General features: G+C 59.4%; 18 protein-coding genes. 10 read left to right on the top strand and 8 right to left on the bottom strand.

Features of this window, described 5'->3' with window-relative positions:
• The first annotated feature begins 114 nt into the window (after positions 1-114).
• Positions 115-495: a DUF6124 family protein gene (locus ACN1C3_RS17325; protein ID WP_419116991.1), complete on the top strand. Its 381-nt coding sequence runs from the start codon at positions 115-117 to the stop codon at positions 493-495.
• Between the two features lie 164 nt (positions 496-659).
• On the opposite strand, the gene ACN1C3_RS17330 is transcribed toward ACN1C3_RS17325, so the two are convergent.
• Together ACN1C3_RS17330 and ACN1C3_RS17335 are read right to left on the bottom strand one after the other, a co-directional pair.
• A complete protein-coding gene (locus tag ACN1C3_RS17330) occupies positions 660-968 on the bottom strand; it encodes a chaperone modulator CbpM (RefSeq protein ID WP_419116992.1) in 309 nt (102 codons plus the stop codon).
• Positions 969-991: 23 nt separating this feature from the next.
• Complete coding sequence (locus ACN1C3_RS17335) at positions 992-1,939, bottom strand: DnaJ C-terminal domain-containing protein (protein WP_419116993.1); 948 nt, start codon at positions 1,937-1,939, stop codon at positions 992-994.
• Positions 1,940-2,236: 297 nt separating this feature from the next.
• Here ACN1C3_RS17335 and ACN1C3_RS17340 point away from each other — a divergent pair, with 297 nt between their 5' ends.
• Entirely contained in the window at positions 2,237-3,502 is a 1,266-nt protein-coding gene (locus ACN1C3_RS17340) for an Hsp70 family protein (RefSeq protein ID WP_419116994.1), read from the top strand.
• A 138-nt stretch (positions 3,503-3,640) separates the two neighbouring features.
• Here the strand turns inward: ACN1C3_RS17340 and ACN1C3_RS17345 are convergent, their stop codons facing one another.
• The 3 genes from ACN1C3_RS17345 to ACN1C3_RS17355 form a co-directional block, all read right to left on the bottom strand.
• A complete protein-coding gene (locus ACN1C3_RS17345) occupies positions 3,641-4,651 on the bottom strand; it encodes an AI-2E family transporter (protein WP_419116995.1) in 1,011 nt (336 codons plus the stop codon).
• A 149-nt stretch (positions 4,652-4,800) separates the two neighbouring features.
• Positions 4,801-5,106, bottom strand: coding sequence for a PsiF family protein (locus ACN1C3_RS17350; protein ID WP_419116996.1), 306 nt, complete (start codon positions 5,104-5,106; stop codon positions 4,801-4,803).
• 71 nt (positions 5,107-5,177) lie between these two features.
• Complete coding sequence (locus ACN1C3_RS17355; protein WP_419116997.1) at positions 5,178-5,966, bottom strand: AraC family transcriptional regulator; 789 nt, start codon at positions 5,964-5,966, stop codon at positions 5,178-5,180.
• A gap of 98 nt (positions 5,967-6,064) precedes the next feature.
• Between ACN1C3_RS17355 and ACN1C3_RS17360 the strand changes: the two genes are divergently transcribed.
• The gene (locus ACN1C3_RS17360) at positions 6,065-6,952 is read left to right on the top strand and encodes a DMT family transporter (RefSeq protein ID WP_419116998.1); all 888 of its coding nucleotides are present in this window, start codon (positions 6,065-6,067) and stop codon (positions 6,950-6,952) included.
• 135 nt (positions 6,953-7,087) lie between these two features.
• Here the strand turns inward: ACN1C3_RS17360 and ACN1C3_RS17365 are convergent, their stop codons facing one another.
• Both ACN1C3_RS17365 and ACN1C3_RS17370 read right to left on the bottom strand, forming a co-directional pair.
• Positions 7,088-7,978 (bottom strand): esterase/lipase family protein, encoded by an 891-nt coding sequence (locus ACN1C3_RS17365; RefSeq protein ID WP_419116999.1) that lies wholly within the window; start codon positions 7,976-7,978, stop codon positions 7,088-7,090.
• Between the two features lie 157 nt (positions 7,979-8,135).
• Positions 8,136-10,211, bottom strand: coding sequence for an AsmA family protein (locus tag ACN1C3_RS17370; protein WP_419117000.1), 2,076 nt, complete (start codon positions 10,209-10,211; stop codon positions 8,136-8,138).
• A gap of 387 nt (positions 10,212-10,598) precedes the next feature.
• Here ACN1C3_RS17370 and ACN1C3_RS17375 point away from each other — a divergent pair, with 387 nt between their 5' ends.
• From ACN1C3_RS17375 to ACN1C3_RS17405, 7 genes are all read left to right on the top strand, one after another.
• Positions 10,599-11,066 (top strand): hypothetical protein, encoded by a 468-nt coding sequence (locus ACN1C3_RS17375; RefSeq protein ID WP_419117001.1) that lies wholly within the window; start codon positions 10,599-10,601, stop codon positions 11,064-11,066.
• A 176-nt stretch (positions 11,067-11,242) separates the two neighbouring features.
• Entirely contained in the window at positions 11,243-11,875 is a 633-nt protein-coding gene (locus ACN1C3_RS17380) for a TetR family transcriptional regulator (protein WP_419117002.1), read from the top strand.
• A 313-nt stretch (positions 11,876-12,188) separates the two neighbouring features.
• Entirely contained in the window at positions 12,189-12,689 is a 501-nt protein-coding gene (ureE, locus tag ACN1C3_RS17385; protein ID WP_419117003.1) for an urease accessory protein UreE, read from the top strand.
• Positions 12,686-13,360, top strand: a complete 675-nt coding sequence (locus ACN1C3_RS17390) for an urease accessory protein UreF (RefSeq protein ID WP_419117005.1) — start codon at positions 12,686-12,688, stop codon at positions 13,358-13,360. Before ureE ends, ACN1C3_RS17390 begins: the two co-directional genes overlap by 4 nt.
• 9 nt (positions 13,361-13,369) lie before the next feature.
• On the top strand, positions 13,370-13,984 hold the full coding sequence (gene ureG, locus ACN1C3_RS17395) for an urease accessory protein UreG (protein ID WP_419117006.1): 615 nt from the start codon (positions 13,370-13,372) through the stop codon (positions 13,982-13,984).
• 56 nt (positions 13,985-14,040) lie between these two features.
• A complete protein-coding gene (locus ACN1C3_RS17400; RefSeq protein WP_419117007.1) occupies positions 14,041-14,613 on the top strand; it encodes a HupE/UreJ family protein in 573 nt (190 codons plus the stop codon).
• A gap of 216 nt (positions 14,614-14,829) precedes the next feature.
• Positions 14,830-15,963, top strand: a complete 1,134-nt coding sequence (locus ACN1C3_RS17405) for an AGE family epimerase/isomerase (protein WP_419117008.1) — start codon at positions 14,830-14,832, stop codon at positions 15,961-15,963.
• A gap of 136 nt (positions 15,964-16,099) precedes the next feature.
• Here ACN1C3_RS17405 and ACN1C3_RS17410 read toward each other — a convergent pair whose 3' ends face one another.
• Positions 16,100-16,867 (bottom strand): SDR family oxidoreductase, encoded by a 768-nt coding sequence (locus ACN1C3_RS17410; RefSeq protein WP_419117009.1) that lies wholly within the window; start codon positions 16,865-16,867, stop codon positions 16,100-16,102.
• Between the last annotated feature and the right edge of the window lie 188 nt (positions 16,868-17,055).

The raw sequence follows: 17,055 nt of genomic DNA on the forward strand, positions 1-17,055 counted from the left end.
ACCTTCGGGTGCGCCGGGTTCCTTGATCCTCGGTCTGTCAACCCGCGTACAGCTGCCACCCATTCTTGTTTGACAGCAGGTAGTGGCAGCTCCATTTGATCAAGGAGCTTCACTATGAAAAAGATCACCCCCGATCCCCCTGAAACCCCAATCGTTTCCCCCTACGAATCACTCGATTCCAAAAAGCTCCACGAGGCTGCTGAACGGGCCCTCGATCATCACTTGAAGCCGTCACTCGACAACCTCCGCAGCTCCGATACCCCTACGACGAATCTCTTCACCGTCTCCACCCACATCGACACCGAAAGCCTGCTGGCCAACGCCTCCGAGACGCTGGCGTCGGCCAATGCTATCGCCTGCAACCTGGCCTTCGACCTTGAAGGCGCGCACCGCAGCGTGGCGTTGGGGATTTATCAGATGATCGAGTTGGGCAAATTGCTGGTGGATCAGGCGTTGGAGCAGGTGGATCAGCGGGGATGTTCGGGCAAGGGGTAGAGCGTGGGCTTGTCAGGTAAACCATCGTTGAATTGAAGACCATCGCGAGCAAGCTCGCTCCCACATGAGTTCTATGCTGTTCACATTATCGCGGACTCACTTAGATCCCCTGTGGGAGCGAGCTTGCTCGCGATAGCGGCCTCAAGGTCAACAATGGTCTCGGATCACTCCACCACCAAACGCCCCAACCGCTGTTTGAGCATCTGATTCTCGGCCCGCAGTTGCTGGACCTCCTCGAGCAGGTTCAGGGCCAGGGCGACCCCTTCCCATTCGAGTTCCAGGTCCCGACGCAGCTTGACCGCGCGCTTGGCCACGGCCAGTTCGTAGTCGGTAAAACGCCAATCCTTGGGCGCCTTGCCCTGAGGTTCGAGGATGCCGTGTTCGACGATTTCGATTACGTAGGCAGCCGACAAGTCAGTCACCTCACAGAATTCTTCCATGTCCAGCAGCTGAACGATCAGGGTACTGCTCATGATCAGTTACTCCTTCTCTCTAATCAAAAGTGCTCTCTTGGGTTAAACGCGGCTTTCTCCGCCAGTTCCTGCCACAACGCCTTGATCTCGTCGTTGCTGTGTTTAGGCATGACCGCTTTCAATTGCACAAACAGAAAACCACGGTGGCCAGCCTTGTGCTGCAGACCGTGGCCTTTGACGCGCATGCGCTGGCCGTTCTGGCTGCCTGCCGGAACTTTCAGATGGATCTTGCCGGTCAGGGTCGGCACCGCCACTTCAGCGCCCAGCGCCAGCTCCCAAGGGGCCAACGGCAGGGTGACGATCAGGTTTTCACCTTCGACATCGAACTTCGGATGCGGTGCGAAACGGATGGTCAGGTACAGGTCGCCATTGGCCCCTCCGCCCACGCCCGGTGCACCCTGGCCTTTGAGGCGGATACGTTCGCCGTCGGTCACGCCGGCCGGAATCTTCACATTCAGGCTTTTACTGGTATTGCTGACGTGCTGGCCGGCGGCGTTGTACTGCGGCACCTGGAAGCTGACCTTTTTTGACTCGGCCGACAGGGTTTCCTCAAGAAAAACCGGTAATTCCATTTCCACGTCTTGTCCTCGACGACCGGTACTACGGCCTGATTGTCCACCACTGAAACCACCGCCGCGCGAGCCAAAGATCGAACTGAAGAAGTCCGAAAAGTCGCCGCCGTCCTGACCGCCGAAACCACCCGCGCCGCCACGCCCCTGCCAGCCCGGCGGGCCCTGGAACGGCTGACCATGCTGGCCGTATTTGCGCAGGTCGTCGTATTCGGCGCGCTTGTCGGCACTTTTCAGCGCCTCATAGGCTTCGGACGCGTCCTTGAATTTGGACTCGGCGTCCTTTTCCTTGCTGACGTCGGGGTGATACTTGCGCGCCAGCTTGCGGTACGCAGCTTTGATCGTTTTGTCATCCGCGGTCGGTTCTACACCGAGAATCTTGTAATAGTCTTTGAAGTCCATCGAGGGAATCACCATCCGTTATCGATATCGCGCAGCCAGGCACAGCATGCTCTCTTTGGCAGCGTTTGGATTGACCGATCTCAATCGTGTGACCGAGCGGCCCATCGGAAATTCATCGGCAGCCAGCACCGGCTTTTTTGATCGCGCGGGGGCTACCAGGCCCATGCCTGCAAGTTTGGGGTCCAAGGATAGTCTTTCAAGGCACTTATCGCTGCGATTTAGCGGATAGTCGGCCTACGATTCTTCGCCGCACTGACATACACTGCGCGGCCGTTTTTTAACCGGAACTCGAAAGACATGAAAGACGCATCTCCAGCTCGTGCCTGCGGCATCGACTTCGGCACGTCCAACTCCACTGTCGGCTGGCTGCGCCCGGGCATGGAAACGCTTATCGCGCTGGAGGACGACAAGATCACTCTGCCATCGGTGGTCTTCTTCAATATCGAGGAACGCCGCCCGGTCTATGGCCGGCTGGCGCTGCACGAGTACCTGGAAGGCTACGAAGGCCGGCTGATGCGCTCGCTCAAGAGCCTGTTGGGCTCCAAGCTGATCAAGCACGACACCAGCGTGCTCGGCACGGCCATGCCGTTCAAGGATCTGCTGGGGTTGTTCATCGGCCAGCTAAAGAAACGCGCCGAGGCGACCGCCGGTCATGAATTCGAAGAAGTGGTGCTCGGCCGCCCGGTGTTTTTTGTCGACGATGATCCGATGGCCGACCAGGAAGCGGAAAACACCCTGGTGGACGTGGCACGGGCTATCGGCTTCAAGGATGTGTCCTTCCAGTACGAACCGATTGCCGCTGCCTTCGACTATGAGTCGACCATCGAACGCGAAGAGCTGGTGCTGATCGTCGACATCGGCGGTGGTACTTCGGACTTCTCGCTGGTGCGCTTGTCCCCGGAGCGCCGCGCCATAGACCACCGCCAAGACGACATCCTCGCCACCGGCGGTGTGCATGTGGGCGGGACTGACTTCGACAAGCAGCTAAGCCTGCAAGGCGTGATGCCGCTGTTTGGTTACGGTAGCCGGATGAAGAGCGGCGCCTACATGCCCACCAGCCAGCACATGAACCTGGCGACCTGGCACACCATCAACTCGGTCTACTCGCAGAAATCCCAGATCGCCTTGGGCAGCATGCGCTACGACATCGAAGACACCGGCGGTATCGACCGTCTGTTCAAGTTGATAGAGCAGCGCGCCGGGCACTGGCTGGCGATGGAAGTGGAAGAAACCAAGATCCAGCTGACCCATGCCGAAAGCCGCCATTTGCCGCTTGATCGCATCGAGCCAGGTTTGAGTGTGGAGTTGAGCCGGGCGCTGTTCGAGTCGTCCATCGATAACCAGCTGGAGCGCATTCGCAACAGCGTCACCCGGTTGCTCAACGATGCCGATGTACGCGTCGATCAGGTCGATACGGTGTTCTTCACCGGCGGTTCGAGCGGCATCCCGGCCCTGCGCCAGAGCGTCTCGGCGATGCTGCCAAACGCGCGGCATGTTGAAGGGAATATCTTCGGTAGCATCGGCAGCGGTCTGGCGATCGAAGCGAAGAAGCGTTACGGCTGATTTAGCGCAGATCGTTCCCACGCTCTGCGTGGGAATGCATCCTGTGACGCTCTGCGTCACGACTGCAAAGGGACGCGGAGCGTCCCGGGCGGCATTCCCACGCGGAGCGTGGGAACGATCAAACGATCAGCCTCCGCGTTAAACCAACTCCAACTGCTTCAACTCACTCTTCAGATACGCGTAATAAATCGGCCCAGCCACCACTCCCGGCAGGCCGAACGCGGCTTCGAACACCAGCATCGCCAGCAGCAACTCCCAGGATTTGGCACTGATCTGCCCGCCGACGATCCGCGCGTTGAGAAAGTATTCCAGCTTGTGGATAAAGATCAGGTAGCCCAACGCTGCCACCGCCACCCAGATCGACAGCGACAAACCGACGATGGTGATCAAGGTGTTCGACATCAGGTTACCGATGACCGGTAGCAGGCCGAGCAGGAAGGTCAGCACGATCAAGGTTTTGGTCAACGGCAATTTGATCCCGAACATCGGCAGGATCAGTGCGAGAAAGATCGCAGTGAACGTCGTGTTGAGCAGGGAAATCTTGATCTGTGCGAAGACGATATTGCGAAACGCCTGTACCAACAGGTGCAACCGATCAAACAACGCCGCCGCCAGCGGTTTGCGCTTGGTGAGGTCCGGCGCCCGCTGCAAGGCAATGATCGCACCGAGCACCATGCCGATCAGCAGTGTCACGAACATGTGCGCCGCGTCCTTGCCAACCAATTGCAGATCGCTCAGATGCTTGGTCACCCATTCGCCGATGGCCACGCGAAATTCCGCCGCGCTGGCCGGTAGATAAGCATCGATAAACGGCGGCAACTGGCCGCGCGCCCTGTCCACTACGCCCATGAATTTGTCCAGGGAAGCCCCAGGATTTTCCGCTTCATGTAGTAGAAAACTGATGGCCCCGGCAAAAATCAGCGTCAGTACGCTGACCACCAAGGTGCCGAGCAATGCCACCGCCAACCAGCGCGCCCGACGCCCTTCGATGAGCCGTTGCAGTTGCGGGGTGAGCATGTTGACCAGCTCGAACACCAACAAACCAGCGAGCAGGCTCGGCAACAGCCGTAGTGGCAAGACCAGTAACAAGCCGCCAAAAATGATCACCCAACTGAAGTACAACAGATGACGCTGAGAAAACGTTGGCATACAGCCTCAAAAACGAACGGCGTTAAAGGGTTGGCAGTCTGCCAGCGTTCTGGCGCCAACACTAGGGATTGAGGGTTTCCACCAAACATAGAATCTCCCACATCCGACCGCGTATTGGCGTCGACATGTGGAAGCCCTTTAATGCCCGGTTATTTTTTCTTCAGGCAATCGCTCATGAAGGTTTTGCGCGCATCGCCTTTAAGCGCCTGAGTGGTGGCCGTGGCGTTGCAGGTTTTCATCTTCTCTTGTTGAGGGGTCATGGGTTTGGCTGCTTCTGCTGCCGGTGCGGCTTTGAGACAGGTGCTCATGAAGGCTTTGCGCTCGTCGCCCTTGAGGGTTTTCGCGGTGGCTTCAGCGTTGCAGGTGGTCATCTTGTTCTGTTGGGCAGTCGCCGCAAAACCTTGAGAACAGATCAGCACACCCATCATCAACAAAGGGATACGCAACATCTTCATGGAGTCTTCTCCTTGTTACCGCACCGAGGGGCACGGCCTCTGTCGCAGTGTAGACAACGCTCGTTACACCTTCACCTGTTCTGCAAGCTGGTACGCCGATACTGCTCGGGGGTGCAACCGGCCTGGCGCTCGAACATCGCAATAAACGCCGAGGCGGTGCTATACCCCATGTCGAACGCAACCTCCTGAATACTGCGCTGACTGTCCAGTGCTTCGATGGATGCCACAAAGCGCAGACGCTGACGCCACTCGCCAAAGCTCATGCCCAACTCGCGGACGAATTGCCGGGCCAGGGTGCGCTCGCTGACATGCACCTGGTCGGCCCAATGCGCCAGCGGCCGGTTATCGCCGGGCTCGGCCTGCAAGGCTTCGAGCACGCCGAGCAGACCGGGGCTGCTGGCATAAGGCAGATAGCAGGTATGGACCGGCGCCTGCTGCAATTGGTCGACCAGCACCTGGGCCAGGCGAACGTCGGCCTGATGTTCCGGAATCTTCACGTCGCGAGCGGCGAAGTCCTTGAGGATCGCCTTGAGAATGTCGCTGATGGCCAGTGTGCAGGCTTGCTGCGGCAAGTCGCGGCACAGATTCGGCGCCAGACAAACCGCGCGATAAATGATCGGCTGTGCGCTATAGAAACTGTGTTCGGTATCCGGTGGCACCCACACTGCATATTGCGGCGGCGACATGAAGCGGCGCCCGGCAATCTCCATGTGCATCACCCCAAACGCCGAATACTCGAGAGTGCCCCAAGGATGTCGATGAGCCAACGCATGGCTATGGGCGTCGAAATCGGCGTAGCGGAAGTACACCGGTGTCGGCAAACCGCTGAAATCCAAAAGGTCGATGTGCTTTTTGTTCATGCTGTCTGGATTCAAAGGCGGGTTGTCTGGATCGAAGTATAGGCATTGATCCGGACAGGTGGATAATCACCCCTCATCAACGTTCTGGTTTTTCCCTCATGCAATACGCTTATCCACTGCTGGCCATTTTTATCTGGGCCGGTAATACCGTGATCAACAAACTGGCGGTCGGGGCGATTTTCCCGGCCGAGATCGGTTTCTACCGCTGGCTGCTGGCGGGCATTCTGTTCACACCCTTCATGCTCAAACCGGTGATCACCCATTGGCCGCTGATCCGCCCGAACCTGGGCAAGATCTTTATCCTTGGCGTGCTCGGCATGGCGGTCTATCAAAGCCTGGCCTACTTCGCCGCGACGCTGACCTCGGCCACCAACATGGGGATTATTCTGTCATTGATGCCGTTGATGTCGCTGGCCATGGCGATTGCCAGTCTCGGCCAGCGCCTGACCGCCGGCGCCCTGGCCGGTGCGGTGCTGTCGTTTGCCGGTGTGTTGGTGGTGGTGTCCTCCGGCAGCCTCGGCGCGCTGCTGGAACACGGCGTGAACCTGGGCGATGCGATGATGCTGATCGCCACTCTGGCCTATGCGATCTACAGCACGCTGCTGAAAAAATGGCAGCTGCAGTTGCCGCCGCTGGTGCTGCTCTATCTGCAAGTGCTGGTGGCCGTCGTGGTGCTGTTTCCGCTATTTCTCGCCTCACCGAAAGTCGGTCCGACTCTGCAAAATATTCCGCTGGTGCTGTATGCGTGCCTGCTGGCGTCGATGCTCGCGCCGCTGGCCTGGATGCAAGCGGTGGTGCGGCTGGGGCCGAGTCGTACCACGTTGTTTTTCAACTTGCTGCCGCTGATCACCGCGCTGATTGCCGCCGCGGTGCTCAATGAGCAACTGGCGCTGTATCACCTGGTCGGTGGTGCGTTGACGCTGGGAGGGGTGATTCTTTCGGAGCGTTGGAGGACGGTGTTGGGGCGCAAGGTTAGTGTCGCCTGACAGACCGCTATCGCGAGCAAGCCCGCTCCCACACTAGATCTGCTTTGAGCACCTATTGCGTGCACACCGAAGATTTAATGTGGGAGCGGGCTTGCTCGCGATGAACGATAACGCGGTTAATCTGAAGAAACGCAACTACAAACCCGCCATCTTCAACCGCTGCGCATGCTCGACAAACAACCGGATCGGCTCGGCGCCCTTGCCCACCAGCCCTAGCGATTGGTTGACGATGTCGAAATGATCGAGCGGATACTCATCGCCGATCACCGTGCCCAGATGGGAGCTGTAGCGTCCGACCATCCCATCGCAGTGCCCGGATTCGTGGACGAAGGTTTTGGCAAACAGCCGGCAAGTGCGGTGGGTGCCATCGAACAGGTTACGCCCGCGATCGGTCTTGCCCGGTTGCAAGGTCCCGGACCAGGAGTAATAGCGCACACCGTTAACCACTTCGGCGCCGTGCCCGCCCCAGGTGTCGGGCAAGCCTTGCGGGTATTGACGGTTGAACAGCGCCACACCCACGCTGGTGAGCGATTGGTGTGAAGCGTGGATATCCACAGGCAATTTCGGCCCGCGATAACCGGTTTCCAGGAAGCTCATCAGCGCCCCGATCATTCGCACCACAACGGTCAGCACCCTCCCGAGCGGGGTGTTGCCGGGGTAATGGGTGTGCAGGTAATCCGCCAGCTCCGACCCATGATTGGGCCCCGCCACCGAGGTCACTGAAGCCACCCAGTCCGGGCGCTTCGCGGCAGCATAACGAGCCGTCAGCGCCCCTTGGCTGTGGCCGATCAAATTGACTTTGGCGGCGCCGGTTTCGCGCAGAATCTCTTCGATGCGTATCAACAACTGCTCACCGCGCACCTCACAGGAGTTGAGTGGAGAGACCTGCACTGCAATCACCGTCGCCCCACCACGGCGCAAGGCTGAAACAATCCCGTACCAGTATGGGTAGAGCAGCAAGCGGATAAACCCCAACATCCCCGGGACCAACACCAATGGATAACGCGTGGCGGATTCTTGCGACATAGGCGTGCGTCCCTGAACTGAGCTGAGCTCCCCATCCTAGACGTAATGGCAGGGGAATGAGCCAGCATCGGCAACCAACATGACAAGCCCATGACGCTACTTCTACCCCGACCGTCCATTGAGTCAGGCCCACAGGTAGTCTCCGCCAGGCCATCAATCACCGGGTTGGTTTAACCGTCACCGGGGCCTTGCCCGCCTTCATTTGCTCCAACAACGGCGCGCACTGATTCGGCTCCCCACCGCTCGGCGCTACCAAGGCCAACAAGCCTGCTGCAGGTCCGGCAATCACGCCCAGCGCCACCATTCCCGCGCCGCGCAACATCAACGGCACCCCTTTCACACCGGTATTTGGCTTGATGAATGGCCCGCGCACATACAGCGGCGAACGCAGCGAGAGCAGGCGCATGCCCTTGGACTCAGGGGTGATTGTCAAATCAAGCTGTTCGCTGGCCATGTTGGCCGTGCCGTCGATATAGACGATCGCGTTTTCTGTATCGAAGACGAACAAGCGGGTCGTGGCCAACCCGGTCTTGATGTCAAAGTCCGCCGCAGCACAGTTGATCTTCACTTCCTTATCGCCAAATATTTTCCCGACCACGTAGTTACCGACGTTAAGCCCAGCGAGCTCCATCAGTTCCCGGCTGATGGCGCCATCGTTGATCAGCATTTTCAGATCACCATTGGCGGTCCCCAGCAACGCTGCCACCGAGTTGCCGCGCCCCGTGATATCCGCATCACCGTTGAGCGCGCCAAAGCTGGTTTTCATCGGTTCGAACGTCGGGAACAGTTGCTTGAGTTTGAAGTTGCGCGCCGTCAGTTTCGCCCGTCCTTCCAGTGGTGCCGCACGTCCGTCAAGACGAATCTGCGCATCCAGCGTGCCGTCGGCCACGCCAAAACGCAGTGGCTCAAGGTTCAGTTGGCCATTATTGAGAATCAGGTGAGTGTAGAGATCGGTGAACGGCAGCTTCTCACTGTGGACAATACGTTTACCGGTGAACTCGACATCCGCATCCATATCGCGCCAGCGCTCGGTACGAAACTCTTCGACCGGCAGCACTTTGGTCGCCGGTTGCTTGCTTTCGCCACCACGGGCTTGTTGCTTGGCGTTCGAGTCGGCGCCAATCAGCGGCGCGAGGTCAGCGAACAGCAACTGATCGGAGACCAGCGCACCGCTGAGTTTGGGTCGCGGTTTACTGGCGACATAGGTCAGATTGCCGTGAATGTCGCTGCTGCCAATCTTGCCGTTGAATTCTTCATAACGAAATGACGCGCCATCGGGCTCGCGCAGGCTGGCGATCAGGTGACCGTCGGTGGCATAGGCCGGTGAGTCCGGCAGTGTCACGCCAGTCAGCGGATAAAGGTGACTCAGGCTGGCGCCGGCCAGTTTCAGACGCAGATCCAGCGCGCCGAGATTGAGCGGGTCTGTCAGGGTGCCCGCCAGTTCGACGCTGGTGTCAGCGATCCTGGCCTGGGCGTGCAGCGGGAATGGCTTGGTGGCGTCCTGCAAAGCCAGCAACCCCCCGATCTTGCCGGTACCGGCAAGATTCTGACCGTGGTATTGGCCTTTAACCTTTAAGGCAAACGCGTAATCCTGCGGCGCGGAACCCTTCTCGAGTGCCTTTTTCGCTGCCTTGTCGCCGACGATATCGCTGAACGGAATCGGCTTGCCCAAGGGGTCGATCAGTAGGTCCAGCTCAGTCTTCAGACGTTGATCGTTGAGGGTGACATGGCCTTTGTCGAAACCGATGGCACCTATGTCCATCACCCAACGGGAAGGCTCGGCGTTTGGATCCTTTGGGTCGAACTGGAAGGTCCAGTTGGCGCGACCATCGGCCAGACGCTCCAGAGTGGCATTGGGCTCTGTGAGATCTATACGCGGGATCACCACCCTGCGGGCCAGCAATGCCAGCGGCGAAATGCGCAATTCGACGCGTTTGAGGCTGGCCATTTGCGGGCTCTTCGACCAGTCCGGGTTGCCCAGGCTCAGGTCTTCTGCCGCCACATGCGGCCACGGCACCCAGGCCCGCCACCCGCCTTCGGCAGGCTCGCGCTGCCAAATCACCGCCAGGTTTCCGTTGATGGCAAAGGGGCGGTGCAGCTCTTCAGAGACCTTGGCATTGAGCGGCGGTTTGATCCGGTTCCAATCGAAGAACGCGATGATCAGAACCAGTAGGGCTAGCAGAACAACCAGACTGGCGACAGTCCAGACGAGAGTTTTACGCGTGCGCGTCATTGCACAGGGCTCCTGATTACGGCTGAGCGCCCGAACTGCGACGCACGTATGAAACGGCAGGCCTGGAATCGACCCACTATGGAAACTACGACTGGCAAATGGCCCGTAGGTTTAACACCGAGGCCAATTCAAACCCAAACATCGACGGCTTTCTGACCAATCAGACAGATTTCTGTTACCGCCCCGCACTTTTGCGAAGCGCGAGCGGGTCGAAAATACCCACCTCGATGCAAAAACGCTCGACGAAAACGCCCGTTCTAGAGCGTTTTCGCAGAACCATCAATTCTGTTGATTATTACCATTGTCCTTATGAACTTTTATATCGATTTAGCGCGAGTAACATTAGCTTCGTACCCACTTTATCGCCCTCCCAAGGAGCAACCCATTATGAAACGCCATGTACTGCTTAGCCTGACCCTCTCGATACTGGCCGCCAATGCTTTCGCATTGCCAGCAGCCGAGCAAGCCACTCCTCAAGTGAAAGCCAGCTATTCAGTGTTCCCTCAAACCCTGGCCGAAGGTGGCAGTGACCGCACTCCACAGGGTCAAACCCTCGCCGAAGGTGGCAGCGACCGTACCCCACAAGGTCAAACCCTTGCCGAAGGTGGCAGTGACCGCACTCCACAAGGTCAAACCCTAGCCGAAGGTGGCAGTGACCGCACTCCACAAGGTCAAACCCTAGCCGAAGGTGGCAGTGACCGCACTCCACAAGGTCAAACCCTCGCCGAAGGTGGCCGTGAACGCCTTGAAGAGAAAGGCCTGGTACAAGATGGCTACGATCGCACCCCACAAGGTCAAGCCCTTGCCGAAGGTGGTGGTGATCGTGTAATCGAACGCAACAGCGCCGTGAGCTAAGCCCATGGCGGCCCGGAAAAGAGCCCGATCCCTGGATCGGGCTTTGACTTTGTATAAGTAGCACTTTCGCGTTCCACCCTCCGTTTTATCTGCTTATCTGCGCTACTCAAGTTCGACGTCGGCAAAGTTGATTTGCTAGAGTGCACCGCTGTCCTTGATCAGAAATCAGCCACCCGATGCTGCCCCGCGCCGAACAGAAACAACAGACCCGCAACGCCCTGATGGACGCTGCTCGCCATTTGATGGAATGCGGCCGAGGATTCGGCAGCCTGAGCCTGCGCGAAGTGGCGAAAACTGCCGGGATCGTTCCCACAGGCTTCTACCGACACTTTGCCGATATGGATCAGCTTGGCCTTGTGTTGGTGAGCGAAGTCGGCCAGACCTTCCGTGCAACCATCCGCCTGGTACGACATAACGAGTTCGTTATGGGCGGCATCATCGATGCCTCGGTGCGGATCTTTCTCGATGTGGTTGCAGCCAATCGCTCGCAATTCTTGTTTCTCGCCCGCGAACAATATGGCGGCTCTCTGCCAGTACGTCAGGCGATCGCCGCCCTGCGGGAAAACATCAGCTGCGACTTGGCAGCGGATCTGACCCTGATGCCAAAACTGCAACACCTCGACATCGCCGGCCTGACGGTCATGGCCGATTTGATCGTCAAAAGCGTGTTCGCCACCCTGCCGGACATCATCGATCCTCCTGCCGAAGCGCTGCCCGAACACCTCACGCCACAGGCGAAAATCACCCAGCAACTGCGCTTTATATTTATCGGGTTGAAGCATTGGCAGGGGCTGGGAAGCACAGAATAGCTGTTAGCTAACAACACGGTACCTGTGGGAGCCGGGCCTGCCCGCGAAGCAGGCGCTGCGGTGTACCAGACAGATCGCGTCAGTCGGGCGCGACCCCGGCGTCTTCGCGGGCAAGCCCGGCTCCCACAGGACATCACACCGCTTCAAAATGGTGCATGAACTCTTTCTTCGCACCAAATACACCCCTCAACTTCCAAATCCTGCGCACCTTTTTCTAGCGCACGCTACGCTCCGACAGGAATTTCCTACATCCAGCCCGATTGGCAAGCCCCTTGCTCTAGCCTGAGCATTGTCCTTTGCTGGAAGCCTTCCAATGCTGGTGATTCATCGCAGAATCGACCCTCAACCCCTCTGGGCCGCCGAGCTGCACCTGAATTTCGAGGCGCGCAGCAAAAGCCGTCTGCGCTGTTTCAGTGCCGACGGTGAAGACGTCGGGCTGTTTTTGGAGCGCGGTCAGCCACCCTTGCATGACGGTGAGTGCCTGCAAGCCGAAGACGGGCGCATCGTTCGCGTCTGCGCTCGCCCCGAACAACTGCTGCATGTCACCTGCGCCAATGCGTTTGAACTGACCCGCGCCGCCTATCACCTGGGTAATCGGCATGTTGCGCTGCAAGTCGGCGATGGCTGGCTGCGTCTGCTCGATGACTACGTGCTCAAAGCCATGCTTGAACAGCTTGGCGCCCACACCGAAACCCTCGAGGCGCCGTTCCAGCCGGAACACGGTGCCTATGGCGGTGGTCATCACCATTCACGGCACGGCGATGAGGATTTCAACTACCCGCCGCGCCTGCACCAGTTCGGCGTACGGACGTGAACCCAGCCTGGGCCTTGTTGCGCCTGGCCAGCCCGCAACTGCCGATTGGTGGCTACAGCTATTCCCAAGGCCTGGAAATGGCCGTAGAGCAAACGCGGGTGATCGACCCGCCAACGGCCCGACGCTGGATCAGCGATCAGTTGCTGCTCAATCTGGCGCGTTTCGAAGCACCGCTATTGCTCGCCCATTGCACCGCCGCGGCTAACGACGATTGGGCAGCATTGCTGCAGCTCTGCGAACAACACCGCGCCAGCCGCGAGACCCGCGAATTACACCAGGAAAGCCGGCAAATGGGCTATTCCCTGCAACAACTGCTCAATGGCTTACCGGAACTCGACGGCCCCGCCCGGGACTTTCTCGCACAGCGTCCCGAACCGCATCTGGCGCTCGGCTGGGCGCTGGCCGCCCGCGCCTGGCAGATCAGCCCGCAGGATGCGCTGGCCGCCTGGCTGTGGAGCTGGCTGGAAAACCAATTGGCCGTGCTGATGAAGACCATGCCCCTCGGCCAGCAAGCCGCTCAACGTCTCACCAGCGAACTGCTGCCGTTGCTGCAACAGGCTCAGCAAAACGCTTCGAACATCGCTCCCCACCATTACGGCAGCGCCACTTTCGGCCTGTCCCTGGCGTGTATGGCCCATGAGCGCCAGTACAGCCGTTTATTCCGCTCTTAGGAGAAACACATGAACGCACAACCGTTGCGCGTTGGTATCGGCGGCCCGGTCGGCTCCGGCAAGACCGCCCTGACTCTGGCCCTGTGTCTGGCCCTGCGCGAGCGCTACAACCTGGCGGTGGTCACCAACGACATCTACACCCGCGAAGACGCTGACTTTCTGGTGCGCAACGAGGCGCTGGCGCCGGAGCGGATCATCGGCGTGGAAACCGGCGGTTGTCCGCACACGGCGATTCGTGAAGATGCTTCGATCAACCTGGAAGCGGTCGATCAACTCAACCGGCGTTTCCCAGGCCTGGACCTGATTCTGGTGGAGTCCGGTGGCGACAACCTATCCGCAACCTTCAGCCCCGAATTGTCCGACCTGACGATCTATGTGATCGACGTCTCGGCCGGCGACAAGCTGCCACGCAAGGGCGGCCCGGGGATCTGTAAATCCGACCTGCTGGTGATCAACAAAGTCGACCTGGCGCCGCTGGTGGGCGCGTCCCTGGAGCTGATGGACAGCGACACCAAACGTATGCGCGGGGATAAGCCGTTCGTCTTCAGCAACCAGAAAACCGGCCTCGGGCTCGAGGCGATCATTGCCTTTATTGAACGCCAGGGGCTGCTGATCGCAGCCTGATGATGCCTTTATTAACAAAGAGCATTAACAAAGAACATCAACAAGGAAGCCTATTCATGACTCTCAAACGCCTTCTCGGTGCCGTCGCCCTATTCCTCACCCCAACCCTCGCCTTCGCCCACCCCGGCCATGGCGACAACGGTTTGATCGCGGGTATCAGCCACCCGCTTGGTGGCCTCGATCATTTGCTGGCGATGCTCGCGGTCGGTCTGTGGGCCGCGCAACAACAAGGCACTGCGCGCTGGGCACTGCCGTGCACCTTTGTCGGCACGATGTTGATCGGCGGCATGTTGGGTTTTGAAGGACTTAACTTGCCGGCACTGGAAAGCGGGATCGCCGCTTCGGTGCTGGCGTTGGGTCTGGCCGTGGCATTGGCGGTACGTCCGCCGTTGAGCCTGGCGATGGGTGCGACGGCGCTGTTCGCACTGTTTCATGGCGTGGCGCATGGTCTGGAGCTGCCGGATATGTCCAGCCCTTGGGCTTATGCGGCGGGTTTCGTTGCTGCTACCGCTGTGTTGCATGCGGCCGGTTACGCGGTAGTGCGTGTATTGCCGCAAGCGGCGGCGCCACTGGTTCGGCTGGCCGGGGCAGCGTCGGCGGCGACTGGGGTTTGGTTGTTGGCGGGTTGAATCTTTAGTGTTTGCTCTGGCCTCATCGCGAGCAAGCGAACGTCGCCCGGCCCTTCCCACATTTGATTTGTGTTGGTCGAAAGTCTAGCGGCTGAACCGGGTCTAGTGTGGGAGCGGGCTTGCTCGCGATTGGCGGTCTGAAAGACACAGCCGCTCTCAAGGCAACCTCTCTGCTACCATGTCGCGCAAACACCCCCGCCGTGACGACGCCAGCCGATGCCCGATGTTTCCAGCTCCGCCTCCCAGCCTGAATTGACTGCCCTGTTTGCTGCTGTGCAGCAGCACTTCCATGACGTGATTGTGCCGCTCTGGCAAGGTCCCGGCTGGAATGCAGAATTGGCGCTGCCCTATGAAGCGCTGGACGCCGAACATCGGCCATTGCCGCCACAACGCTACCGGGCCATGGCTTGCGCGCGGCAGTTGTACCTGTTTTCAAGCCTGATCGGCGAACCCGGCGAACCCACCGCCCAGGACCGCGCAGGCGCGTTGTTCCGCTCGTTGCAGCGACATTTCCACGATGCCGAGCATGGTGGCTGGTTCTACAGCATCGACGCCCATGGCGCGCCGCTGGACAAACGCAAAGACCTCTACACCCACGCGTTCATCATCTTTGCCTGCGCCCATTACTGGGACAAGGTTCGCGAGCCGCTGGTGGAATCGGTGCTCAACGCCGCCCTGGAAGTGGTGGCCGAGCGCTTCGCCACGGACGACGGATTGTATGAAGCCAGCCTCGATCGGGACTGGTCAGCACTCAAATCCGGGCCATTGCAGAATCCGTTGATGCATCTGGCCGAAGCCTTCCTCGCCACTCTCGCGGTTCGCGAAGACGCTGCCGTGCAATCTGCACTCGGCACGTTGTGCGATGCCATGCAAAGGCGCTTCATCGACCGTCAGCACGGTGTGATGATGGAAAAACCGCTGGGGGCTGTGGATAACTGGTTCGAACCGGGGCATCAGTTCGAGTGGTTCTTTCTGCTCGAGTCTTCCCCGCGGCTCAAAGGCACGCCTCTGCACACTTCGCTGGAGCGCGCCTTCGTCTATGCCGAACAGGTCGGTGTCGACCCGCAAACCGGCACTGTCAGCGGCATGCTGGATATCGATGGTACGGTTCGCGACGGCACACAGCGGATCTGGGCTCAAGCGGAGTACCTGCGCGCCCTGACGTTGCGTCCTGACAGCCAGGCGCTGCTCAACCGCCAATTGAAGGCACTGCAACAGCGATTTCTGCATGCCGGTGGTTGGTATGAGTGCCTGGATGCGACCGGTACCGTCAGCCGCCGGGATATGCCATCGACCACGCCTTATCATCTGGCAACCTGTTATCGCGGTCTGATCGAATATTTCGGCTGACTGTCAGACCGCTATCGCGAGCAAGCCCGCTCCCACATTAGATATTCGTCGATCACATAACTTGTGATCGACACTGGTCCAGTGTGGGAGCGGGCTTGCTCGCGATGAACCGGGGTCGCGCTCGACCGACTCGGTCTTAGGCCTTTGCCCCGCGCTCGATGGCGAAACCACCCCAGGTCTGGCTCACTGGCATCAGCTCAAGGCTATTGATGTTGATGTGGGCCGGGGTGTTGAGGACCCAAAAAATCGTCTCGGCAATGTCCTGCGGCTGGATCGGTTCGGCGCCAGCGTAGGTGGCGTCGTAGCGGGCCTGATCACCGGCAAAGCGCACCAGCGAAAACTCGCTTTCACACAGGCCCGGCTCAATGTTGGTCACCCGCACACCAGTGCCTTGCAGGTCGCAGCGCAGGTTCAGCGAGAACTGTTTGACGAAGGCTTTGGTCGCGCCATAGACGTGGCTGCCCGGGTACGGGTAGTTACCGGCAATGGAGCCCAGGTTGATGATCCCGGCACCGCGGCCGTGGGCGATCAGCCGTGGCAGCAACAGGCGAGTGCTGTACATCAGGCCTTTGATGTTGGTATCGACCATGGTGTCCCAGTCGTCCAGATCGCACTTGGGGGCCGGATCGACGCCCAGGGCCAGGCCTGCATTGTTGATCAGCCCGCGCAGTTTGGCGAAGGACGGCGGCAGGTTGGCAATCGCGTCCTCCATGGCCTTGCGATCACGCACGTCGAGCACCAGTCCATGGACCTCGGTCTGCGCTGACAACTCGGCGCACAAGGCGTTGAGGCGCTCTTCACGACGGCCTGTCAGCACCAATGACCAGCCGGCCTCGGCAAAACGACGGGCGCAGGCTTCACCAAAACCTGCGGTCGCGCCGGTAATAAACAGGGTGTTGGACATCGTGTTCTCCTTGCTGGGCTTCAAGCAGCCATTGGAATAGAAAATCAACTGGCAGCATGCCCGGCCAGCGTCGTAGCGGCAACTGGTGTGCGGGAAATCAACAACACGCAGATTCCCTGTAGCAGCTGGCGAAGCCTGCGTCCGGTCGCGGAGCGATCGCAATCCTGACGACTCAATAGATGCTGGAT

Origin of the sequence: Pseudomonas sp. H11T01, from assembly GCF_048515765.1 — a bacterium.
Taxonomy (GTDB): Bacteria; Pseudomonadota; Gammaproteobacteria; order Pseudomonadales; family Pseudomonadaceae; genus Aquipseudomonas.

What these genes read in the sequence shown, in the direction of transcription:
- ACN1C3_RS17400 (WP_419117007.1), top strand. Translation starts at nt 14,041, where the DNA reads ATGACTCTCAAACGCCTTCTCGGTGCCGTCGCCCTATTCCTCACCCCA.
- ACN1C3_RS17340 (WP_419116994.1), top strand. Translation starts at nt 2,237, where the DNA reads ATGAAAGACGCATCTCCAGCTCGTGCCTGCGGCATCGACTTCGGCACG.
- ACN1C3_RS17330 (WP_419116992.1), bottom strand. Translation starts at nt 968, where the DNA reads ATGAGCAGTACCCTGATCGTTCAGCTGCTGGACATGGAAGAATTCTGT.
- ACN1C3_RS17380 (WP_419117002.1), top strand. Translation starts at nt 11,243, where the DNA reads ATGCTGCCCCGCGCCGAACAGAAACAACAGACCCGCAACGCCCTGATG.
- ACN1C3_RS17335 (WP_419116993.1), bottom strand. Translation starts at nt 1,939, where the DNA reads ATGGACTTCAAAGACTATTACAAGATTCTCGGTGTAGAACCGACCGCG.
- ureG (WP_419117006.1), top strand. Translation starts at nt 13,370, where the DNA reads ATGAACGCACAACCGTTGCGCGTTGGTATCGGCGGCCCGGTCGGCTCC.
- ACN1C3_RS17410 (WP_419117009.1), bottom strand. Translation starts at nt 16,867, where the DNA reads ATGTCCAACACCCTGTTTATTACCGGCGCGACCGCAGGTTTTGGTGAA.
- ACN1C3_RS17360 (WP_419116998.1), top strand. Translation starts at nt 6,065, where the DNA reads ATGCAATACGCTTATCCACTGCTGGCCATTTTTATCTGGGCCGGTAAT.
- ACN1C3_RS17375 (WP_419117001.1), top strand. Translation starts at nt 10,599, where the DNA reads ATGAAACGCCATGTACTGCTTAGCCTGACCCTCTCGATACTGGCCGCC.
- ACN1C3_RS17355 (WP_419116997.1), bottom strand. Translation starts at nt 5,966, where the DNA reads ATGAACAAAAAGCACATCGACCTTTTGGATTTCAGCGGTTTGCCGACA.
- ACN1C3_RS17365 (WP_419116999.1), bottom strand. Translation starts at nt 7,978, where the DNA reads ATGTCGCAAGAATCCGCCACGCGTTATCCATTGGTGTTGGTCCCGGGG.
- ACN1C3_RS17325 (WP_419116991.1), top strand. Translation starts at nt 115, where the DNA reads ATGAAAAAGATCACCCCCGATCCCCCTGAAACCCCAATCGTTTCCCCC.
- ACN1C3_RS17350 (WP_419116996.1), bottom strand. Translation starts at nt 5,106, where the DNA reads ATGAAGATGTTGCGTATCCCTTTGTTGATGATGGGTGTGCTGATCTGT.
- ACN1C3_RS17370 (WP_419117000.1), bottom strand. Translation starts at nt 10,211, where the DNA reads ATGACGCGCACGCGTAAAACTCTCGTCTGGACTGTCGCCAGTCTGGTT.
- ureE (WP_419117003.1), top strand. Translation starts at nt 12,189, where the DNA reads ATGCTGGTGATTCATCGCAGAATCGACCCTCAACCCCTCTGGGCCGCC.
- ACN1C3_RS17405 (WP_419117008.1), top strand. Translation starts at nt 14,830, where the DNA reads ATGCCCGATGTTTCCAGCTCCGCCTCCCAGCCTGAATTGACTGCCCTG.
- ACN1C3_RS17345 (WP_419116995.1), bottom strand. Translation starts at nt 4,651, where the DNA reads ATGCCAACGTTTTCTCAGCGTCATCTGTTGTACTTCAGTTGGGTGATC.